General features: G+C 66.4%; 17 protein-coding genes and 2 tRNA genes. 5 read left to right on the plus strand and 14 right to left on the minus strand.

Annotated features, from left to right (window positions below):
• Position 1: 1 nt before the first annotated feature.
• From D8670_RS00415 to D8670_RS00435, 5 genes are all read right to left on the minus strand, one after another.
• Positions 2 to 511 (minus strand): DUF7287 family protein, encoded by a 510-nt coding sequence (locus D8670_RS00415; protein ID WP_162994102.1) that lies wholly within the window; start codon positions 509 to 511, stop codon positions 2 to 4.
• A complete protein-coding gene (locus D8670_RS00420) occupies positions 493 to 2526 on the minus strand; it encodes a type II secretion system F family protein (RefSeq protein ID WP_121816127.1) in 2034 nt (677 codons plus the stop codon). Before D8670_RS00420 ends, D8670_RS00415 begins: the two co-directional genes overlap by 19 nt.
• Positions 2523 to 6542, minus strand: a complete 4020-nt coding sequence (locus D8670_RS21765) for a type II/IV secretion system ATPase subunit (protein WP_121816128.1) — start codon at positions 6540 to 6542, stop codon at positions 2523 to 2525. Before D8670_RS21765 ends, D8670_RS00420 begins: the two co-directional genes overlap by 4 nt.
• A gap of 444 nt (positions 6543 to 6986) precedes the next feature.
• Positions 6987 to 7060 (minus strand) — tRNA-Arg (locus D8670_RS00430).
• A 20-nt stretch (positions 7061 to 7080) separates the two neighbouring features.
• Positions 7081 to 7380, minus strand: a complete 300-nt coding sequence (locus tag D8670_RS00435) for a twin-arginine translocase TatA/TatE family subunit (RefSeq protein ID WP_121816129.1) — start codon at positions 7378 to 7380, stop codon at positions 7081 to 7083.
• A gap of 122 nt (positions 7381 to 7502) precedes the next feature.
• Between D8670_RS00435 and D8670_RS00440 the strand changes: the two genes are divergently transcribed.
• Genes D8670_RS00440 through D8670_RS00450 form a run of 3 tightly spaced genes read left to right on the plus strand, consistent with a single transcriptional unit; the run spans position 7503 to position 10193 of the window.
• Positions 7503 to 7979: a redoxin domain-containing protein gene (locus D8670_RS00440; RefSeq protein ID WP_121816130.1), complete on the plus strand. Its 477-nt coding sequence runs from the start codon at positions 7503 to 7505 to the stop codon at positions 7977 to 7979.
• A gap of 48 nt (positions 7980 to 8027) precedes the next feature.
• On the plus strand, positions 8028 to 8843 hold the full coding sequence (locus D8670_RS00445) for an HD domain-containing protein (RefSeq protein ID WP_121816131.1): 816 nt from the start codon (positions 8028 to 8030) through the stop codon (positions 8841 to 8843).
• Positions 8844 to 8897: 54 nt separating this feature from the next.
• Entirely contained in the window at positions 8898 to 10193 is a 1296-nt protein-coding gene (locus tag D8670_RS00450; RefSeq protein WP_121816132.1) for an MFS transporter, read from the plus strand.
• 208 nt (positions 10194 to 10401) lie between these two features.
• On the opposite strand, the gene D8670_RS00455 is transcribed toward D8670_RS00450, so the two are convergent.
• Positions 10402 to 10623 carry a TrmB family transcriptional regulator gene (locus tag D8670_RS00455; protein ID WP_121816133.1) on the minus strand — a complete coding sequence of 74 codons (222 nt, stop codon included), beginning with the start codon at positions 10621 to 10623 and terminating at the stop codon, positions 10402 to 10404.
• A 275-nt stretch (positions 10624 to 10898) separates the two neighbouring features.
• Here D8670_RS00455 and D8670_RS00460 point away from each other — a divergent pair, with 275 nt between their 5' ends.
• The gene (locus tag D8670_RS00460; protein ID WP_162994103.1) at positions 10899 to 11126 is read left to right on the plus strand and encodes a hypothetical protein; all 228 of its coding nucleotides are present in this window, start codon (positions 10899 to 10901) and stop codon (positions 11124 to 11126) included.
• A gap of 83 nt (positions 11127 to 11209) precedes the next feature.
• Here the strand turns inward: D8670_RS00460 and D8670_RS00465 are convergent.
• The 6 genes from D8670_RS00465 to D8670_RS00490 form a co-directional block, all read right to left on the minus strand.
• Positions 11210 to 11306 (minus strand) — tRNA-Pro (locus tag D8670_RS00465).
• Between the two features lie 132 nt (positions 11307 to 11438).
• The gene (locus tag D8670_RS00470) at positions 11439 to 13271 is read right to left on the minus strand and encodes an FAD-binding protein (RefSeq protein ID WP_121816135.1); all 1833 of its coding nucleotides are present in this window, start codon (positions 13269 to 13271) and stop codon (positions 11439 to 11441) included.
• 37 nt (positions 13272 to 13308) lie between these two features.
• Positions 13309 to 14184, minus strand: a complete 876-nt coding sequence (locus tag D8670_RS00475) for a succinate dehydrogenase/fumarate reductase iron-sulfur subunit (protein WP_121816136.1) — start codon at positions 14182 to 14184, stop codon at positions 13309 to 13311.
• Between the two features lies 1 nt (position 14185).
• Positions 14186 to 14548: a succinate dehydrogenase hydrophobic membrane anchor subunit gene (locus D8670_RS00480; protein ID WP_121816137.1), complete on the minus strand. Its 363-nt coding sequence runs from the start codon at positions 14546 to 14548 to the stop codon at positions 14186 to 14188.
• Positions 14548 to 14943: a succinate dehydrogenase, cytochrome b556 subunit gene (gene sdhC / locus D8670_RS00485; RefSeq protein WP_121816138.1), complete on the minus strand. Its 396-nt coding sequence runs from the start codon at positions 14941 to 14943 to the stop codon at positions 14548 to 14550. Before sdhC ends, D8670_RS00480 begins: the two co-directional genes overlap by 1 nt.
• Before the next feature lie 104 nt (positions 14944 to 15047).
• Positions 15048 to 16067, minus strand: coding sequence for a succinylglutamate desuccinylase/aspartoacylase family protein (locus D8670_RS00490; RefSeq protein ID WP_121816139.1), 1020 nt, complete (start codon positions 16065 to 16067; stop codon positions 15048 to 15050).
• A gap of 168 nt (positions 16068 to 16235) precedes the next feature.
• Here D8670_RS00490 and D8670_RS00495 point away from each other — a divergent pair, with 168 nt between their 5' ends.
• On the plus strand, positions 16236 to 17567 hold the full coding sequence (locus tag D8670_RS00495) for a RimK family alpha-L-glutamate ligase (RefSeq protein WP_121816140.1): 1332 nt from the start codon (positions 16236 to 16238) through the stop codon (positions 17565 to 17567).
• 6 nt (positions 17568 to 17573) lie between these two features.
• Here the strand turns inward: D8670_RS00495 and D8670_RS00500 are convergent, their stop codons facing one another.
• Together D8670_RS00500 and D8670_RS00505 are read right to left on the minus strand one after the other, a co-directional pair.
• Complete coding sequence (locus D8670_RS00500; protein WP_121816141.1) at positions 17574 to 18629, minus strand: class I SAM-dependent methyltransferase; 1056 nt, start codon at positions 18627 to 18629, stop codon at positions 17574 to 17576.
• Between the two features lie 55 nt (positions 18630 to 18684).
• The gene (locus D8670_RS00505; protein ID WP_121816142.1) at positions 18685 to 19278 is read right to left on the minus strand and encodes a DNA-3-methyladenine glycosylase family protein; all 594 of its coding nucleotides are present in this window, start codon (positions 19276 to 19278) and stop codon (positions 18685 to 18687) included.
• Positions 19279 to 19477: the final 199 nt, after the last annotated feature.

Below are 19477 nucleotides of genomic sequence, written 5' to 3' on the forward strand. Positions count from 1 at the left end.
ATCACCACACCCTCACGAGGAGTCGGCAGGCGGACTGGTTGTTGCCCGGGTCAGGGCTACAGACGTTGCCCTCGTCGAACGTGACCACGCGACTGGAACTCGCGGACGGCTGGTCACGGTACGTGTCGCCGCGGGCCAGTTTCGTACTGTCGATACTGTGGATCGTCGACCCGTTCTGCGTCCTGACCGTCACGTTGATTTGCGATGTCGTCGGCAGGGAGTAGAGCTTCCGGAGGGCGTCGCCGCCGTTTCCGGCGTCGAAGAACTCCTCCACCGACGCGTTGTCGAGCGTTCCGGACTTGCCCTCCACGGAGTGGTTGTCGACGAACGCCGACGCGACGCGGTCGGACTGGGCGATCTCGCTGTTCTGTACGTCCCCGTCGAACGGGGAGAAGATGGTGGGGATGAACGCGAACACGAACGCGGTCGTCAGCAGGAAGATGCTGATCCCCACCGCGAAGTCCTGGTTCGTCTGGGCGCGCTCGTCGCCGATCATCCCACCACCGTCCATACCGCGAGCGCGATCGTCTGGAGGATGACGACGAACTTCAGGCCGCCCATCAGGTCCGCCTCCCGCATGTAGCCGCTGATCATCCCGGAGAGGATCGCCTGCAGGGTCACCGCGTGGAAGAACAGCAGCGACAGCATCTGCGTGTCCACGCCGCTGGTGAGGCCCTGTTGCCCGCCGCCACCGCCGCCGGCCTGGTCGCCGAGCCCGGCCATCACGTCGAGGAACTGGGTCTTCAGGATGGCCATGACCGCGAGCAGCGTCAGGTAGGTCATGATGATGATGACCATCTGCATCCGCGTCCGGGACTTCCGCTCGCGCTCGATGTCGTCCTGGTTCTCGCTCGCCTGCGCGGCGGTCGTCAGCACGGCCGTGATCTGGCTGGACGCCTCCTGGGACTTGCTGATGAGCTTCACCGTGCGGGCGAGGCGGGGGATGTGGTACTTGTTGTTGAACTCCACCAGCGCCGCCTTCAGGCTCATCCCGTAGTTGACCTTGGCGTGGATCTGCTCGAACTCGTAGGCCAGTTTGCCGGAGGTCGTGTTCGCGACCGTCTCGAACGACTCCAGCAGCGTCAGCCCGGTGTCGTTCGCGGACGACAGCTTTCGGAGGTTGTTCGAGATGTCCGACAGCACGGCCTTCCGCGTCCGGATGTTCCACTCCCGGAAGATGGTCAGCGGGACGACGACGATGTACGTCGGCACGTACACGTAGAGGAACGTCCCCCAGACCGGCTGCTCGATCATCCCGTCGATGGAGGTCGGGGCCGACCCCGACGCGACCGCGGTGACGAGGATGACCAGCGCCGCCGGGACCGTCAGCGCGAGCGTGTACAGCGGGTTGTCGCGGAAGAAGATGTGCGGTCGCTTCAGCACCTTCTTCGTCTCGTGAGTCCCCTCGCGGCTTTTGATCCGGTCGAAGACGCTGTACTCGCCGGTGAACATCTCAACGAGGCCGAGGTCGAGCAGGCTGTCGTTGCTCGCGTTCTTCAGGCGGTCGCTGCTGCCGGCGGGTTCGAGGTAGCCGTCGCCGACCTCGTCCTGCTTGACCGTCGACACCATCACCAGGAACCCGACCCCGAGGATGGGGATGAGGCCGTACACGGTCCCGTACAGCATCGTCGTCTTCGCCTCGCCCATCATCCCCATGATGACCATGATGATGATGAGCAGCAGCGGGAACAGCGAGAGGGTCATGTACATCTCGCCGAACAGCTCCAGGGTCTCCAGCGTTAGCTCCTGTTGCTGTTTCGCGGTGCGCATGTGCTTTTCCTTCTTGTCGTCGAGGAAGCCCTGCATGTCACCGCCGCTGTTGACGATAGAGAGCATGTCCGTCAGAAACTGGCTGAGTTCGTCGCTCGGTGTCTCCATCGACTGCGTCCGCAGCGCGGTCCGGTAGTCCGTGTCGAAGTACTCCGTCTCCTGGACGATGTTCTTGAACTCGTAGGCCACTTCGCCGTACGTGTCCTCCGCCTGCGCCATCGCCTCGAGGATCTCGAGCTGGTTCAGCCCCCCCACCGACAGCGCGTACATGAACGAGACGGCGTCGGGGAGGAGCATGTTGATCTCCCGCTCGCGCGCCGACGCGCGGGAGTACGGTACCGCGACGAGCGCGCCGAAGCCCATCCCGAAGCCGATGGAGCCGAGGACGAGCCCCGTCACCACGATGAGCGCCGGGATCTTCAGCGTCTGAACGAGCCACAGCAGCGTCTCGTTCGGGATCCGCGCCCCGAGGATGAGCCCCACCTCCACGACGCCCGTCGCGAACAGCACGTACCCGAGCAGAGTCCCGATGAGCCAGAGGAACCCGCCGGTGAGGAAGCCGATACCGAGCGCCCGCGAGAGGTACATCTCGACGGGGTCGGTCATCCGCGCCTGCGCGAGTTTCGTCTCGACGCCGGCGATGAAGTCGCTGTTCTCGTCGAACAGCATCTCGTACAGGGGGTAGAACGCGTCGCCGACGGGGTCGTCGCTGGAGCCGATCGACCCGCCCGGTCCCGATTTGGTGTCTAAGCTCATCGTTCGTCCTCGTCCTCGTCGCCGGCGTCACCGAAGACCGATCCGCCGTCGTCGCCGTCGTCCTCGTCGTCACCGAATATCGACCCCTCGTCGTCCTCGCCGTCGCCGAAGACCGACCCGCCGTCGCCGTCGTCCTCGTCGTCGGTACTGAATATCGACTCGCCTTCGGTTTCCCCGAAGATCGATTCGTCGTCGTCACCGAATATCGACTCGTCATCGTCGTCGTCGCCGAAGACCGAATCGCCGCCGTCCTCGCTGCCGCCGTCGTCGCCGAAGATCGATCCGCCGTCGCCGCCGTCGTCATCGTCGTCGAAGAACGACTCGTCGTCGCCGAAGAGGCCGTCGCCGCCGTCGCCGCCGTCGTCTCCGAACGGGGAATCGTCGATGTCGGCTCCGTCGCCGCCGAACACGTCACCGGACGAGCGGTCCTCGTCTACCGAACTGTCGGACGGGGTCTCGTCGGGGCGGTCGGTCGTTCCGTCGGAGTCCCCGAACGGACTATCGTCGGCTTCGTCTCGGTCCGCGGAGTCGGCCTCCGAGGACGTTCCACCTTGCTGGACGGGATCAGCTTCCGCCGGCGTCGTCGCCGCCTCAGCCGCGTCGGAGGTCTCGGCGGTATCGGCGGACGGCTCCTCGGGCGTCGCGCTCGCGTCCGGCGGCGACTCATCGGCGCTGACGTCGCCGTCGCCGCCGGAGGCGGAGGCGTCGCCGCTAACCGGGTCGTCGTCGGTCGCCGAGGCGTCGGTCGCCGCCTCGTCGCCGGCGTCCCGGTCCGGGCTGGAACTGAACACCGGGTCGTCGCCGGGGTCCTCGACGTCGTCCGGTTGCTCGGCAGGACCGGCCGGTTCGGCGGACGACGCGCCAGCCTCCCCGGTTTCGTCGCCGTCCGTCGGGTCGCTGAAGACGGGGTCGTCCGGCTCGCCGTCGGCCGCGTCGTCCTCCGGCGCGTCCGCATCGGCGTCCTGTGCGGGGCTTGCGTCCGCGGGAGACTCGGTTCCCGCGGCGTCCACGGCCTCCGCACCCGCCTCGGTGGCGTCCTCGCCGGCCGCCGCGAGGGCCGGCGTCTCGTCCTCGTCGTCGTCCGCCTCCGACGCGTCTTCCCCGTCTTCGAGTTCCGGTGTCGCGTCGGCGTCGGCCGCCGGCGGTTCGTCTGCCGCGTCGTCCTCGCCGTCGCCGAACCCGTCGTCACTGAGCCAGCCGGGCCCCGCGTCGGACACTTCCTCGTCGCCCTCGGCGGTGCTGCCGAAGGTGAAGTCCTCGGCGTCGTCGCCGAGGTCGAAGTCCCCGTCGTCGACGCCCTCGTCGGTCAGGCCGCCGCCGAAGTCGAAGTCGTCGGCGTCCGCGGCGTCGGGCGTGATCGTCGGCTCCTCCTCGCCGGAGATGCCGCCGAGGGCGCTCCCGAGTCCGTCGGGGACCTGCCCGCGGTACTCCTCGAAGATGCGCTCCTCCGCGCGTTCGAGGATGTCCGTCGCCTCGTTGTAGATCTCCTCGCCGGCGTCCGGGCGCGGGACCAGCGCCTCCTTCTCGGGGTCGACGTCGATGAGGACGGACTCCATCTCGCGGAGGTCCTCGAGGCTCTCCTCCAGTTGCTCGTTCGCAATGAGCGTGAGGATCGTCTCGGGGTCGTTGATGTACGCCTGCACCGTCGCGGCGACCTTCGTGTACTCGTTCAGCCCGTTCTTGATGAGGTACGCGAGGATGACGCGTCGCTCGAACAGCTCGTCCTCCAGCCGGTCGCGGCTCCACCCGCGGTCGAACTGGATCTCGTCGAGGGTGTTCGAGTCCCCCATCATGAGGAACTCGTCGGTCTCGGCCTGCCACTGATAGACGTCCTGAACGTTGATCTCGTCGTTCTCGGCGTCGTAGTGGTTGATCTCGGTCAGCGACTTGTTTCGGCGGACCTTGTTCCCCTTGACCCGCGTCTGGGTCTGGATGGAGACGAGGTCGAGCGCCGTGAACATCGTCTTCGAGACGTTGATCGGGTCGGTGGTGAACCGCTTCAGCACCTCGCCGACGGAGTCGGCGTGGAACGTGGTGTAGGTGGTGTGCCCGGTCGACATGACCTGGAACAGCGTCCGGCCCTCTTCACCGCGGATCTCGCCCATGACGATGTAGTCGGGTCGCTGACGCAGCGCGGCCTCCAGCAGGTCGAACTCGTCGACGTCGCCCTCGCTGTCGTCGGAGAACGACGGCCGAGTGACGCTCGCGATCCAGTTCCGCTGGGGCAGCTCGACCTCGCGGGTGTCCTCGATGGAGACGATCTTCGAGCTCGACGGGATGAAAAGCGAGATCGCGTTCAGGCTCGTGGTCTTCCCGGACGCCGTACCGCCGGCGAAGATGAGCGACTTGTGGTTCTCGATGCAGAGCCACAGGAACGCCATCTCGTCCAGCGAGAACGTGTTCCAGTTGATGAGGTCGATCGGCGTGAACGGGACGTCCTTGAACTGTCGGATGGTGTAGTTCGTCCCGTGGTCGGACACCTCGCGCCCGAGCGTCAGCTGCGAGCGCGACCCGTCCGGCAGCGTCGCGTCGACCTGCGGCCGGCGCTTGCTGATGCCTTTCCCCGAACGCTGGGCGAGCTTGACGACGAAGTCGTCGAGTTCCTCCTCGCCGTGATAGATGTTCGAGATGATCTGCTCGTGGTCGGAGTGGTAGACGAAGACCGGGGAGTGGTAGCCGTTACAGGAGATGTCCTCCACGTTGATGTCGTGTTTGATCGGGTCGATCCGCTCGTAGCCGATGAAGTTCCGCTTGAGGAGGTAGAGCAGTTTCTCGACCTGATACTCCGAGAGCTGGTCCGGATCGTCTTCGAGGATAGCCGGTTCCGGCCGGGCGGACAGTCCGTCGAGACCGCCGTCATCGTCGTCGTCAGGCTCGGTCCCCGCGGTCGCCTCCTCATCGCCGAACAGTTCCTTGATGCGGCCGACGACCGACTCGGCGTCGATGCCGCCGACGGTACCGCCGCCCGGGTTCTCGAAAAGGTCGTAGCGTTTCAGCAGTCGCTTCGTCTCGCGTTCGATGACGGCCTTGCGGTCCTCGTCGCCGCCGTCGACCGCGGCGACGTCGTCGTCGGCGTACTTGATCGCCGTCCTGAGCTTCCCGGAGAGGAAGTCCTGCAGGTCCTCCTCGATCTCGGTGAGGTAGGGTTCGATCGCGTAGTACTTCTTCTCGTTTTCCTTCTCGGAGTGAAACAGGATGATGAAGGAGTAGGGCTTGTTGACCCAGTATCGGTCCTCCTCGCGGAAGTGGGTCTTCTTCTCCAGCGGAACCGCCTTCTCCATGTCGTAGCGGTTGACGACCGTCGTGTGGCCGTCCTGGGTGCTGAAGAACTCGTCCTCGTCCTCGTGACGGATGTTGACGGTCCGCTCCTCGACGACGTCGTGAAGTTCGTCGGCGAAGTCCTGTCCCTGGCTCAGGATGCCCTCTATCTCCTCGGGGTCGAAGCCGGCGGCGTCCTCCTTATCGAACGGCTCGGTCTCGCCCTCGGCGTCGGTCGGCAGGTCGCCGTCCTCCTCGTAGTAGAAGTCCCACTTGTAGTGTTCCCACGTGTACTCGTCCTTGACGACCGGCGTCGACTCGATGTCCTCCTTGAAGTCGGCCCAGAGCCGTTTCGCCGGCGGCGCGGCGTCCTCGGTGATGATCTCGCCGAGGTCGTCGGGGTGAAACCCGAGGTACTCCTCGGGGTCGAACTCGACGCCGTTCCAGTCGTCGCCGCTGGGGGGACCGACAGCCTCGTCCTCGGAACTGCCGAGACCGAGCGACCCTCCCGAATCGTTCGTCGAGTTCGCCGGGTACACCCTGTCGACCTCGTCGGCGTACCCGTGTTCCTCCATGAAGTCCGCCCACGTGTACTCCCCCACTACGGCGCCGCCCCCCTGGTCGGCGGCGTCCGGTTCCGCGTCGTCCGTCTCGGGCTCCGCAGAAGAATCCGGGTCGCCCGCGGACTCAGGTGCCGACTCATCCACCTCCCCTTCGAGTTGTTTAGTATCCGACTTGTCGGCGTCGTCGATAGCCATTAGGTACCCCCTGACGCCGACTAGGCAAAAAACCTTTTATCGATTATCATTACTGATATTCGAAAACTACTCCCGTACGCGATCTGGATTTCCGGGACTCTTGTGGCGTATCTCCGTTTTAATCTATCACTATCTCCGGTTGGGACACATTTCTGCGCAGATATTTCGGGGTGATCTACGCAGCGCTATATTTAGTATATCTTACCAGTCGGGTGAGTGTCGTAAACCGGACTCTGAAAGTATATTGACAGGACGGGTGAGAAGTCAGGTCGACTGGCCTCGCGTTCGCGTGATTCGGCTCCGGTTCCGCTCACACGGCTCACTGGCGTTCGCCGGTGAGCGGACGTGATGGGATTCGAACCACGCCGTCGGCTCACTCCGTTCGTCGCCGTCTACTTCGAATCTCGTACATCGCGGTCGCTCACGTCCGTTCGCGACACGCAGCGGACGTGATGGGATTCGAACCCACGCTCTGGAGGTTAGGAACCTCCCGCCTTGGTCCACTAGGCCACACGTCCGCAAAAGGAAGATCGCCGCGTTACTGCTCGGTATCGCGCTCGGTGTCCGTCTCCTCGCTGGTGACGGGGTCGGTGTCGACGAAGTCGTCGTCCGCGGTAGTGTCCGTGCTGGAGTCGGTACCGCCCTGACGCATCTCTTCGAGTTCTTGTTCGACTTCCTCGCGACCCTTCTGGAACTCGCCCATCGCCTCGCCCGTCGACCGCGCCAGTTTCGGGATCTTGTTCGCCCCGAACAGGAGCACGGCGATCAGGAGGATGACGACGAGTTCGGTTCCGCCGGGGAGGCCCCCAACGAAAGCCGGTGCAGTTTCAAGTACCATCTCTACCTCAGGCTAGCCGACTGGCGATTATAGTCTTTTTGCTCAGGAAGGCCACGTAGCGGGCTGATAGGTCAGTTGTAAACGTAATTGACTTCCCCCTGCTTTCGGAACTACCGAGCGCAATGATCGACACAGGTGACGACGCTCCCGACTTCACCGCACCGCTCGCGAACGGCGACATCGAGTCGTTCACCCTCTCGGAGGAACTCGACGACGCGCCCCTCGTTCTCGCGTTCTTCCCTGGGGCGTTCACGAGCGTCTGCACGTCCGAGATGTGCACCTTCCGCGACGAGCTCTCCGCGTTCGAGGACGTCGGCGCGACGGTGTACGGGGTCAGCGTCGACACGCCGTTCACGCTGAACGAGTTCCGCGACCAGAACGACCTGAACTTCGGGCTTCTCAGCGACGTCGACAAGGACGTCATCGACGCGTACGGCGTCAGCATGGACTTCGCCGACCTCGGCGTCCACGGCGTCGCCAAGCGCGCGGTGTTCGTCGTCGACGACGACGGCGAGGTCGCCTACGAGTGGGTCAGCGACGACCCCGGCGTCGAACCCGACTACGACGAGGTCGCCGCGGCCGCCGAGGACGCCGCGTAACGGACCCGCTCCCGATCTCTTTTAGCTTCGCCCCGCGAACGGAGTCGTATGGCAGAGATATCTAGCGACGGCAACGGCCGTACGTACGCACCCGACGCGGAGCACGCGTTCCCGGACGAGCGCCTGAACGCGGTGCTCGAGTTTCTGCGAAACGACGAGGAGGTGCAGGCGTACCTCGAAGCGCAGAACGTCAACCCCGTCACGCGCAAGGGGTACAACGACCACGGGGCGAAACACATCAGCATCGTTCGCAACCGCGCGCTGTGCCTCTACGACCTGCTGAAGGAGGCGGGCGTCGAGTTCAACGGCGCGAGCGACCAGGGCCTCGACGAGGCGGACGAGGCCGTCATCGTCGGGCTCGCCGGGACGCTCCACGACATCGGTCACGTCGTCCACCGGGACAGCCACGCCTACTACTCTATCCCGCTGGCCGCCGACGTTCTCGACCGGATCCTCCCCGAGTTCTACGACACGGCGGACGCCGTGCGGGTGAAAGGCGAGGTCCTGCACGCTATCCTCTGTCACCACACGTCCGAGGACCCACTGACCACCGAGGCCGGCGTCATCCGGGTCGCCGACGCGCTCGACATGGAGCGCGGCCGGTCGCGGATGCCCTACGAGATGGGTGGTCGGGGGATCAACACGATCTCCAGTCAGGCCATCGAGAACGTCGCCCTCCTGCCCGGCGACGACCGGGCGGTGCTCGTCGAGATCGAGATGACCAACGCCGCGGGCGTCTACCAGGTGGACAACCTGCTCAAGGCGAAGCTGCACGGGTCGGGCCTCGAAGACGACATCCGCATCGTCGCGGTCAACGTCAACGAGGAGGACGCGGACCAGCTCGTCGAGCGGATCGAGCTGTAGGGACGCGAGTTCTAAGGACTTACAAGCGTCCGGCGGCTGTTTCGGTTCGTAACCGTGTCGGGGTCCCCGGGCAGCGTTCGACATCTCTTTCGGAACCGCGAGTTCGTCGCGCTGGCGAGCACCGCGTTCGCCCGCAGTCAGGCGTATTCGACGATCCTCATCGCGCTCGCGCTGTACGCCGACCTCTTCAACACGAGCGGCGCGGTCGAGGGGCTGTTCGGCACCGCCTTCGCGGCGGCGCAACTCGTCATCGTCCTCCCGCTCGGCCGGTTGATCGACGTCGGCAACGCGAAGCGGTATCTCGTCGCCGGCCTCCTGCTCAACGTCGGCGTGTTCGTGGGGTTCTCGTTCGTCTCGGCCGTCGAGCACGTCGTCGCAATGCGCGTGGTTCAGGGAGTCGGCGCGAGCCTGCTCTGGATCACCGGTACCGCCGTCGTCGGCGAGATCAGCCCGGACGAGTCCCGCGGGCTCTGGCTCGGGGCGTACAACCAGGTCGGTGCCGTCTCCAGCCTCGCGGGCGACGTGTTCGGCGGCCTCCTGCTCTATCTCTACGGCTTCCGGACCACCTACGCCGTGCTGATCGCCGTCACCGCGTTCGCGACGCTCTCGGTCGTCCTCTTCCTCCGGGACAACCCCGGCGGGAAGAAGGACGCCGACGAGGCGACGGGCGTCCAGACGCTCCGGAACCTCCTCGGCCGGACCGCCGTCCGCGCGCTCGTCACGTTCCGCCTCGCGTTCAGCGTCGGGAAGATGGCGGTCATCATCTTCCTGCCCATCTACGCGCGCACCGAGTTCGGGATCAGCGCGCTCCTCATCGGCGGTATCCTCGCGGGCGGGAAACTCACGAAGTCGCTGCTGCAGGGGACCGTCGGCGAGTACACCGACAGGGTCGGGAGCAAACACCACTTCGTGCTCGCCGGTGCGCTGCTGTACGCGGTCGGGACGGCGCTCATCCCGTTCGCGGAGTACGGCGCGGCCGTCTTCCCGACGGTGTCGCTGACGGTACTCGGGGACACGCTGACGCTCGTACCCGCCTTCTTCGCGCTGTTTACCGCCTACGGGCTGATCGGCGTGGCCGACAGCCTCCGCCTGCCGGCGAGCATGGCGCTGTTCGTCGAGGAGGGGGAGCAGTTCGACGCCGTCGCCGGGAGCATGTCGCTTCGCTCTATCGCCTGGAAGGTCGGGCAGGTGTCCGGTCCCGTGGCGGTCGGCGCGCTCTGGGACGCGACGTCAGTGTTCGTCGCCTTCTGGACCGCGGCCGCATTCATCGTCGTCTCCTCGGGCGCGTTCGCGGTGCTGTACGACCGCGACCCGATCGGGGACGCGACGACCGTCGCGTCGACCGACTGAACGGCCGGCGAAAAGGTCCCGGCCGCTTCGCGGACGTGCCGCCCGTTGCGGTCTGGGAGAGGGGGGAACGCAACAGCCGTTAGTGACCACGCAACCGACTGTGACGGCGTCCGCAGTTGGCCGTGTGAAAGACGACGTAATATGCGTTGTGGTTTTGGAGGAACGTTCGTGTGAAACGCCGTTCCGGAGCGGCATGGATTTCCCGCCCTCACGTAGGCCGATACGTGTCGGCGTCTTTCCGCACCAGGTCCTGCCGCGAGAGGGTCTCCAGAATGCTGAACAGGGTGATCTTCTCCAGATGCAGTCCGTCCTGTAGCGCCTCAACGGTCGCCCCGCCCCGGGTGGAGAGATACAGGTACACCAGTTTCGCGCGCGGCGACTTCAGTTCTCGGGGGAGCGTCGCCTCCCCGCTCTGGGTCCGTGTAGCCATCGTACGCCGTTCCACCGGTTCGACGATATTAAAACCACTCTACGACGTTCGTCGAACTGAAACGCCGCGTTCGGTCCGTCGCGAGCGGCGAACCCGATCCTCGACGGCGAACGACGGCGTTTCTCGTCGCCGGACGCTCGTTCCGTTCGACCACCGTCGATACCGATGACTGATCGTGAACGTCCGCGGCCGCGGCGTCGGCAAGACTGCGATTACCAAGCACACCCAACTGTTTAGGCTCTGCACTCATCCGTCGGAGCGGCCTCCGTGTGCACATGAAAGACATCGTCAGTGCCCTACGGTCCAGCCTCGGACTCCAGCGCTCGTCCGTCGAAGCGCCGAACGATCCGGATCTGGCCGCGTCGAACGCGGGCGCTGCGGAGCGGGATCCGACGGGGTCGAGCGTCGACCTCTACGAGTGTCCCGCGTGTAACACCGTCCTCATCGAGCCAGCGAGCGACGAGTGTTCGCAGTGTCCCGACGGGACGCTGCTGAAGGTCTGACGCGGTCGCCGCTGTTCTCCGAAGACGACGTCGCTCGATAGCAGCGGCTCCCGAGAGAGCGCCTCGCAGACTGTGGTCCGGAGTGGAAGGGGCGGGATTTGAACCACGCGAAGCCTTGGAAGCCGCGCCGACGGGCAGGATCCGTCCGCGCGGGGCGCTCTACCACTGAGCCACCCTTCCTCGAGCGGAGCTACGATACCGAGCGACTAAGAAATGTCGCCCGAGCCGTCATACGGTCTGCCGGAACGATCTCCCGGAAGCAACCGCAGGACGAGTCGCGGTTGCGCCGGAAAGAGCTTGCAGCAGTCCGTCTCAGTAACTGCGGACCTTCGGCTCGTAGGTCTTGTTTTCGCCTTCGAGGATGACGGGCTTGTAGAACAGCTCGGGGTCCCCGTCGTTCCAGCGCAGCAGCGTGTGCTTCAGCCACTCGTCGTCGCGGCGCTCCTGGAACTCCTGTCGCCAGTGCGCGCCGCGGAACTCCTCGCGGGCGAGCGCGCCGAGGGTGATGGCCTCGGCGAGGTCGATGAGGTTCCGCGTCTCGATGGTGTGCAGGAGGTCGGTGTTGAACGTCCGGGACGGGTCGTCGACGTACACGTCCTGGTAGCGCTCGCGCGCCTCGCGGATGTCCTCCAGCGCGGTCTTCAGGCCGTCCTCGTTGCGGAAGACGTTGACGTTCTCCGTCATCGACGCCTGCAGGTCCTCGCGGATCGCCGCGTGCTGGAGCCCTTCGTCCTTCTCGAGGAACGACTGCACGCGCTCGCGCTCGTGCTCGACGGTCTGCTCGACGACCGCCGTGGGGTCGGCCAGCGCACCGCCGTCGGCCGCGACGTCGTCGCTCGTCTGCCGAATTGAGCCGGGCGCGACGGGCGTGTCGACCTCGCCGGGCTCGCACTCGTCGGTGTAGCCCGTCGTGATCTCGGCCTCCTTCATGTCCTTGCCGGCGGCGTGCTGCCCGGCGCGCTTGCCGAACACGATGAGTTCGGGCAGGGCGTTGCCGCCCAGGCGGTTCGACCCGTGGACCGAGACGCAGGCGCACTCGCCGGCCGCGTACAGGCCCTCGATACAGGTCTCGCCGTTCTCGTCGGTCTCGATGCCGCCCATCTCGTAGTGCTGGCCGGGCTTGACCGGCATCGGCTCCACGAGACCGTCGACGCCCTCGAAGTCCTCCGCGAGGTGGAGGATGTTCTCCAGGCGGTCGAGGATGCGCTCCTCGCCGAGGTGGCGCATGTCGAGGTAGACGTACTCGTCGTTGACGCCCCGTCCCTCGTTGACCTCGGTCAGCTCGGCGCGGGAGACGACGTCGCGGGAGGCGAGTTCGCCCTCGTTGTTCGCGTAGCCGTGTTCGAACATGAACCGCTCGCCGTCGGCGTTGTAGAGGACGCCGCCCTCGCCGCGGACGCCCTCGCTGATGAGGACGCCGGTCGAGGGGAGCGTCGTCGGGTGGAACTGGACGAACTCCATGTCCTCGAGCGGGACGCCGGCGCGGTAGGCCATCGCGTAGCCGTCGCCGGTGTTCGAGACGGCGTTGGTGGTGTGGTCGTACACCTGGCCGGGACCGCCGGTCGCGAGGATGACCCCGCGGTTGGCCTTGAAGCCCTCGATGTTGCCGGTCTTGACGTCGTACGCGACGACGCCGTGGCACTTGCGGTCCTCGGGGTCCTCGTGGTCGGTGACGGCGAGTTCGGTCACCTGCCACTCGTCGTACACCTGGATGCCGTGTTTGACCGCCTGCTCGTACATCGTGTGCAGCAGGTGGTGGCCCGTCTCGGCCCCGGCGTACGTCGTCCGGGGGAACGAGAGGCCGCCGAACGGGCGCTGGGAGACGCGGCCGTCGTCCTCGCGGGAGAACGGCATGCCCCAGTGTTCGAGGTTGATGACCTCCTCGGGCGCGTCCTGCGCCAGTGTCTCGATGGCCGGCGCGTCGCCGAGGTAGTCCGACCCCTTCATCGTGTCGTAGGCGTGGTCCTCCCAGGAGTCGCCCTCTCGCAGAGCGGCGTTGATGCCGCCCTCCGCGGCGCCCGTGTGACTGCGCACCGGGTGCAGTTTCGAGACGATCGCCGTGTCCGCTCCTTCCTCGCTCGCTGCGATCGCGGCTCGGAGGCCCGCACCGCCGCCGCCGACCACGATCACGTCGTGTTCGTGCATAGTTTGGTGGTAGTGTCGGTGGTTGGTTTCGCGTCGGTCACCAGAACTTCAGGTTGCTCTTGACAGCCTCGCGCTTGAGCTCCTGAATGTGTTCGGTCAGGGGGATGTCCTTCGGGCACACCTCGGTACAGGAGAACTGGGTCTGGCAGCGCCAGACGCCGTGTTCCTGTTCGAGGACGCGCATCCGGTGTTCCTGCAGGTCCTCGCCCTCGCGCTCGTCCATGTAGAAGCGGTAGGCCTTGTTGATCGCCGCGGGGCCGAGGTACTCGTTGTCCCCGGCGGCGATGTTGCAGGAGGACATGCACGCGCCGCACCAGATGCAGCGCGTCGACATCTTGATCTTCTCGCGGTTCTCGCGGGACTGGCGCTGCTCCTCCAGTTCGCCGTCCGGCGTCTCGTTGGTCTGGAAGTACGGCTCGACGGCCTCCATCTGGTCGTAGAAGTGCTGCATGTCGACGACCAGGTCCTTTACGACCTCCTGATGGGGGAGCGGCTCGACGCGGACGGGGGTCTCCAGCTCGCCCAGCTGCGTCTTGCAGCAGAGCCGCTGGGAGCCGTTGACGAACATCGCGTCGCTCCCGCAGATGGCCTGCCGGCAGGAGTGCCGGAAGGTGAGCGAGGAGTCGTAGTGGTCGCGCGCGTACATCAGCGCGTCGAGCACCGTCATCCCCTTCTCGTAGGGGACGTGGAAGTCGTCGAACCGCGGCTCCTGCTTGCCCTCGACTTCGGGGTCGTAGCGGAACACCTTCAGGTGGACCGTCTCGTCGGCGGCCTCCAGTTCCTCGCGCGCGAGGCGCTCGCGGTCGGCGGCCTCGCGGCGCTCGGCCTTCTCGGCCATCCGGCGCTCCTGATGCGGTTTGCTCTCCGTCTCGGCTTCGGTCTCCGTCTCGGTCTCCGGAACTTGCGTGCTCATGTTAGAATCCCGCCATTGCGATGGCGACTCTGACGCCCTGTGCGATCAGTCCGAGGCTGGCGACGACCAGCACCCACTTGACGACCTGCTTCTGCGTGCCTTCGAGGCCCTGATTGATCAGGGCGTTGTACACGCCGTTGACGCCGTGGAACGTGCCCGTCACGAGGAAGGCGATCATCGTCGCGAAGTAGCCGATGTTCTGCATCCGGGCCTGCGTGCCGGCGAACTCGATCTCGTAGGCGTGGTGCACGAAGTGCAGGAGGAAGAAGTGGAACGCGAGCACCACGACGAGAAACGCCGCAGTCACGCGCTGGAGGACCCATCGCGTGCTGGCGGGCTCGAACGAGGAATACCGTTCCGCCATCAGACGCCCACCTCCGAGAGGAAGGTCGGGACGCTCGCGACGACGATGAGGCCGGTCAGCACCATCGACGCGTAGAAGCTCTTGTCCTGCGCTTCGAGGCCGACGCCGAGGTCGACCATCAGCAGGCGGATCCCGTTGAGGATGTGGAACACGGCGACCGCCAACAGCCCGATCTCCATGATGCGGACGATGAACAGGCTCTCGAGGCCCTGCAGCGTCGTGTTGTACACTTCGGCGCTCTGGGTCGCGCTGCTCAGCACGGCGATGTGCGTGAACAGGTAGCCGATGAGCACCCAGCCGGTGAACTTGTGGAAGACCCAGGCCCACATGCCGGCCGAGAACTCCCGCCACCGACCGAAGTCCTCGACGCGACCTCGATTGTAAGACTGACTCATGCTCTACTCTGAGGCTTGGACCCCGGCGGTATAGAAGTTACTACCTTTCGCCGTCGGCGCCGGGGTTCGTCGGGGTCTCGGGGCGAACGCGTTCGCCCGACCGGTCAGACGGTCCCCCCGCGCTCCCGCTCCAGGGCGCTTCTGGTCGCCGGGTCGAGTTCAACGAGGTGGCAGATCGGGTTCCCCGGATACACGAGCGGGTTCTGGAGGATGCCCACGAGCAGGCCCGTGAAGGGGGCCGTCACATCGTTGGTCTCGGTCTCGAAGGGGTTGGTGATCGTGCATATCGTCTCGCCCTTCCGGACGAGCGACCCCCGCGAGAAGTGCATCTCGACCATCCCGCCGGTGTCGGCGCGGAGCCACGTCTTCTCGGCGGACCCGTCGACGACGGTGCGCCAGCCCGGCCACCTGACGGCGTTGGTGGGGTGCAGCCCGAACTCGGCGAAGACGCTCGCGACGCCCTCCAGCGCGCGGTCGATGAAGTGGCGCTGGAACTCGTGGGCCTTCCCCATCTCGATGGTGATCGTCGGGACCCCGTGCTCGGTCGCCTCCCGCCGGAGGGTGCCGCTCGGCCCGTCGCTGGAGATGATGACGTTCGACCCGAACGCGTTGGCCAGCCGGCGCACCTCCTCGTTCTCCGTGTCCCCCCGGACGTGGAGCATGTTCGTTCGGCCGCGCGTCGAGGTGTGGAAGTCGAGGCCGATGTCGCAGGGGGCGATGAAGTTGTCGAAGATACGGGAGGCGATCCGCTTCGAACTCGTGCTGTTTTCCGACCCGGGGAACGAGCGGTTGAGGTCGCGGTCGTAGATGGGGAGGTAGCGCTGCTGGGCGAGGAACCCGGGGACGTTGACGACGGGCATGCAGACGACCGTGCCGCACAGCCCCGAGTGGTCCCACTCGTTCGCCACCTCGCGGACGACCTCGATGCCGTTGAGCTCGTCGCCGTGGACCGCCGCGCTGAGAAACGCCGTCGGGCCGGGACGCTCCCCGTTGACGATCGTCACGGGGATCCGGACGGGGTCGCCGAGGTACGTCTCGCTGACGCTGTACCGGATGTTGGCCGACTCACCCGGCGCGACGCTCCCGCCGTTGTAGGTGAACGTCTCGGCCTCCGTGTCGCTCATATACGTGGTTCCGCGTCGGCCACGTAAAAGTCTGCCACGTCACGGTTTCGATGGGATCGAGTCCGACACCGAGCGGACGCGCCCGCACAGGCGGCAACTGACTGACCACGCTGTCTGTGGACCCGGAACACAGCTAACAGTTTTTGTTATGGCTATCGAACAGTACCTATGTCCAATACCGGGGAGACGGTTTCGGTCGGCGTTCTCAGTCTACACAACAGCAAGGAGACGAAGGCGATACTCAACGCGGTCGAGGAACTGGGACACGATCCGGAGTGGCTCCGCGAGGAGAACACGGCCGTCGAGATCGAGGACGGCGAGGTGCACATCGAGCCCGACGTCGACCTCGTGGCGAACCGACTGCTGCTGTCGAACACCGAGCAGCCGTCGGAGGAACTCGGGCTCGCGACCACGTTCGAACACCTGCGGCCGATGCTAAACAAGCCCCAGGCCGTGCTGACGGCGATGCACAAGTTCGCCGCGGCGACGGCGCTCTCGAACGCCGGCATCCAGGTCCCAGACGCCTTGCTGGCGCTCAGCAACGACCGTCTCAACCGCGACCGGTTCAAGTTCGGCGACGAGGCGGTGTACAAGACCGCCATCGGCACGCACGGCGGCGGCACGTGGAAGATCGGCCCCGAGGAGGAGGTCAACCCCCGCGTCGGCAACCGCCAGGCGTTCCTCCAGAGCCTCATCGAGCGCAGCGGCGAGCGCCACCGCGACCTCCGCGTCTACGTCGTCGGCGACGAGGTCATCGGGGCGATGAACCGCTACGCCCCCGAGAACGACTGGCGGACCAACGTGGCGCTCGGCGGCGACGTGGAGAACGCGAGCGAGGATCTCCCGTCGGAGGTCGTCGACATCGCCTTGCAGAGCACGGACGTCATCGGCCTCGACTACGCCGGCGTCGACCTCGTCGAGGGCGAGGGCGGGTGGTACGTCCTCGAAGTCAACCCGACCGCGGGGTTCAAGGGGATGTTCGAGGCGACCGGGCGGAGCCCCGCGCCGTACATCGCGAAGCTCGCCGTCGAGAGGGCCGGCGGCACCGTCGACGACTCGACCGTCGAGGATCTCTCCCGGGTCCTCGACGACTCCGTCCCGACGTGCAAGCCGGAACCGCTCCGCGCGCCCTCCGGCGAGTCCCTCGTCATCGGCTACACCGAGGAGGTCGTGGTCAGCGGCACCAGCGGGTCGGCGAACGTCGTCGCGAAGTCCGACACCGGTGCGACGCGGACGAGCATCGACACGCGCCTCGCCGCCGAGATCGGCGCGGGGCCGATCAAGAGCCTCACCAAGGTCCGCTCCGGCAGTTCGAAGACGGGACGCACCCGCCCGGTCGTCGACATCGTGGTCGGCATCGGCGGGCAGCGCCACACCGTCACAGCGAGCATCGAGGACCGCAGCCACATGTCCTACGAGATGATCCTCGGCCGGGACATCCTCGGGGACTATCAGGTCGACGTCAGCCGGCGCATCGACGCCGAGGAAGAAGAGGAGTAGCCGGCGTCACGGCTTCTTGATCGCCTGGAGCAGCGTGTTGCCCGGGCCGGCGCCCCGTATCGCGGTGCGCTCGATCCCCTCGAACCCGGCGTCGCCGAGCCACGCGGCCACCTCGTCGAACGCGGGAAGCGACGCGCCGAGGGTGACGAGGTAGGTCAGCGCGACGAAGCCGAGGCCGGCCCGGCCGACGGGCGTCCGCGCCGATCCGACGAACTGGTCGAGCACCGCGATCCGACCGCCGGGGTCGAGCGCGTCGTGCGCGCGCTCGAACAACCGGACGGTCTCGTCGCGGTCGTGAGCGTGGACGACGTTGAACGCCAGCGCGAGGTCGTAGCCGTCGCCGAGATCCTCCCGGAGGTAGTCCGCGCCCCGCGTCGTCACACGGTCGTCCAGCCCCGCATCGGCGGCGGTTTCGCGCGCGAGGCCGAGCGCGGCGGGGCGGTCGACGACCGTCGCCGAGAGCCCCGGCCGCGAGCGGCAGAGTTCGACGGCGAACAGGCCGTGCCCCCCGCCGACGTCGAGGACCGCGGACGCGCCCTCGGGAATGTCGACGGCGTCGACCACCTCGTCGACGACGACGCTCGCGGCCGCGCGGAAGCCGCGTTGAGTCGTCTCCCAGCGCTTTTCGTCGTCACCCAGCCACTCGTACAGCGTCTCGGGCGGCTCGCCCGTTCGGACCGCCGCTTCGAGGTTCTCCTCCCAGAACGGGAAGACGAGGTCGTCCCAGAACGTCAGCCACGAGGCCACGCTCGTGGACGACCCCGACGTCACCCACTTCGTCGTCATCCGCGTGTTCCGGTATCGGCCGTCTCGCTCCCTGACGTACCCCTGCGCGTCGAGAAACCCGAGGAGCGCCCGGACGCCGTCCTCGTGGGCGTCGATCCGGTCGGCCAGTTCGGCGGCGGTCTGTGGGTCGTCCGACAGCGCCTCGAACAGTCCCACGTCGACGGCGAGCGCCACGGCCTCGAACCCGGCGGCGCCGAAGAGGTCGAGCATCGGCGCCGGCGCCCTGTTCAAACGAAACAGGACGAGGCGTTCGAGGAGATTTGGAGCGACCGGCATACGCTGACTACGACCCGGACCTACTTCGTTCCGGTCGTCGCGCCGGCTCCGGCCCTCAGTTCGTCCCCACCGTCGCGTCGCCGCCTTCGTACTCGTGCCAGAGGTACAGCGACGCGACGGAGCGGTACGGCCGCCACGTCTCCGCGTACTCGACCATCTCGGCGCGCGTCAGCTCGCCGAACAGCAGCTCCATCCCGCCGCGGATCCCCAGATCCTCGACGGGGAACACGTCCTCCCGCCCGAGGACGAACATCGCGAACATCTTCGCCGTCCAGAGCCCGATGCCGTGAATGCCGGTCATGACGTCGTACACCTCCTCGTCGGTCATCCCCTCGAAGCGCTCGACGACGCGACCGTCCTCGAACTCCCGCGCGACGTTGCGGACGTACTCGATCTTCTGGCCCGAGAGGCCGATGTCGCGCAGCATCGCCTCGTCGGCCGCGAGCATCGCCTCCGGTGTCACGGCGTACTCCGCGAACAGGCGCTCGCGGATGGCCTCGGCGGAGGCCACCGACAGCTGCTGGTTGACGATCGAGACGACCAGTCGCTCGAAGGGGGAGTAGTCGTGGGTCAGCGTGAGTTCCCCGTACTCCTCGACCAGCGGGCCGATGTCGGGGTCCTCGCGGAGGAACTCGTGTGCGTCGGTCACGGCGTCCCGTAGCTATCCCACGGAAATATGCGTTCCGGGCCGGAAGCCCGGCGCGAGGCCGTGCGTCGAGCGTCGCGTGACCCACCGGGAGACGCTTCGCGTCTTCCGAGCCCCGCTCGCTCCGCTCGCGAGGACGGGAAAGGTCGTCGGCAGAAGAGAGTGATGGGGGTCGTGCATAAGCGTCCGCGAGCGAAGCGAG

The sequence above is a fragment of the Halostella limicola genome (assembly GCF_003675875.1).
GTDB classification, from domain to species: domain Archaea; phylum Halobacteriota; class Halobacteria; order Halobacteriales; family Natronoarchaeaceae; genus Halostella; species Halostella limicola.

Bases quoted from the DNA above. Each gene is read 5' to 3' on its own strand.
- D8670_RS00415 (WP_162994102.1), bottom strand. From the start codon at position 511: ATGGACGGTGGTGGGATGATCGGCGACGAGCGCGCCCAGACGAACCAG.
- D8670_RS00420 (WP_121816127.1), bottom strand. From the start codon at position 2,526: ATGAGCTTAGACACCAAATCGGGACCGGGCGGGTCGATCGGCTCCAGC.
- D8670_RS21765 (WP_121816128.1), bottom strand. From the start codon at position 6,542: ATGGCTATCGACGACGCCGACAAGTCGGATACTAAACAACTCGAAGGG.
- D8670_RS00435 (WP_121816129.1), bottom strand. From the start codon at position 7,380: ATGGTACTTGAAACTGCACCGGCTTTCGTTGGGGGCCTCCCCGGCGGA.
- D8670_RS00440 (WP_121816130.1), top strand. From the start codon at position 7,503: ATGATCGACACAGGTGACGACGCTCCCGACTTCACCGCACCGCTCGCG.
- D8670_RS00445 (WP_121816131.1), top strand. From the start codon at position 8,028: ATGGCAGAGATATCTAGCGACGGCAACGGCCGTACGTACGCACCCGAC.
- D8670_RS00455 (WP_121816133.1), bottom strand. From the start codon at position 10,623: ATGGCTACACGGACCCAGAGCGGGGAGGCGACGCTCCCCCGAGAACTG.
- D8670_RS00460 (WP_162994103.1), top strand. From the start codon at position 10,899: ATGAAAGACATCGTCAGTGCCCTACGGTCCAGCCTCGGACTCCAGCGC.
- D8670_RS00470 (WP_121816135.1), bottom strand. From the start codon at position 13,271: ATGCACGAACACGACGTGATCGTGGTCGGCGGCGGCGGTGCGGGCCTC.
- D8670_RS00475 (WP_121816136.1), bottom strand. From the start codon at position 14,184: ATGAGCACGCAAGTTCCGGAGACCGAGACGGAGACCGAAGCCGAGACG.
- D8670_RS00480 (WP_121816137.1), bottom strand. From the start codon at position 14,548: ATGGCGGAACGGTATTCCTCGTTCGAGCCCGCCAGCACGCGATGGGTC.
- sdhC (WP_121816138.1), bottom strand. From the start codon at position 14,943: ATGAGTCAGTCTTACAATCGAGGTCGCGTCGAGGACTTCGGTCGGTGG.
- D8670_RS00490 (WP_121816139.1), bottom strand. From the start codon at position 16,067: ATGAGCGACACGGAGGCCGAGACGTTCACCTACAACGGCGGGAGCGTC.
- D8670_RS00495 (WP_121816140.1), top strand. From the start codon at position 16,236: ATGTCCAATACCGGGGAGACGGTTTCGGTCGGCGTTCTCAGTCTACAC.
- D8670_RS00500 (WP_121816141.1), bottom strand. From the start codon at position 18,629: ATGCCGGTCGCTCCAAATCTCCTCGAACGCCTCGTCCTGTTTCGTTTG.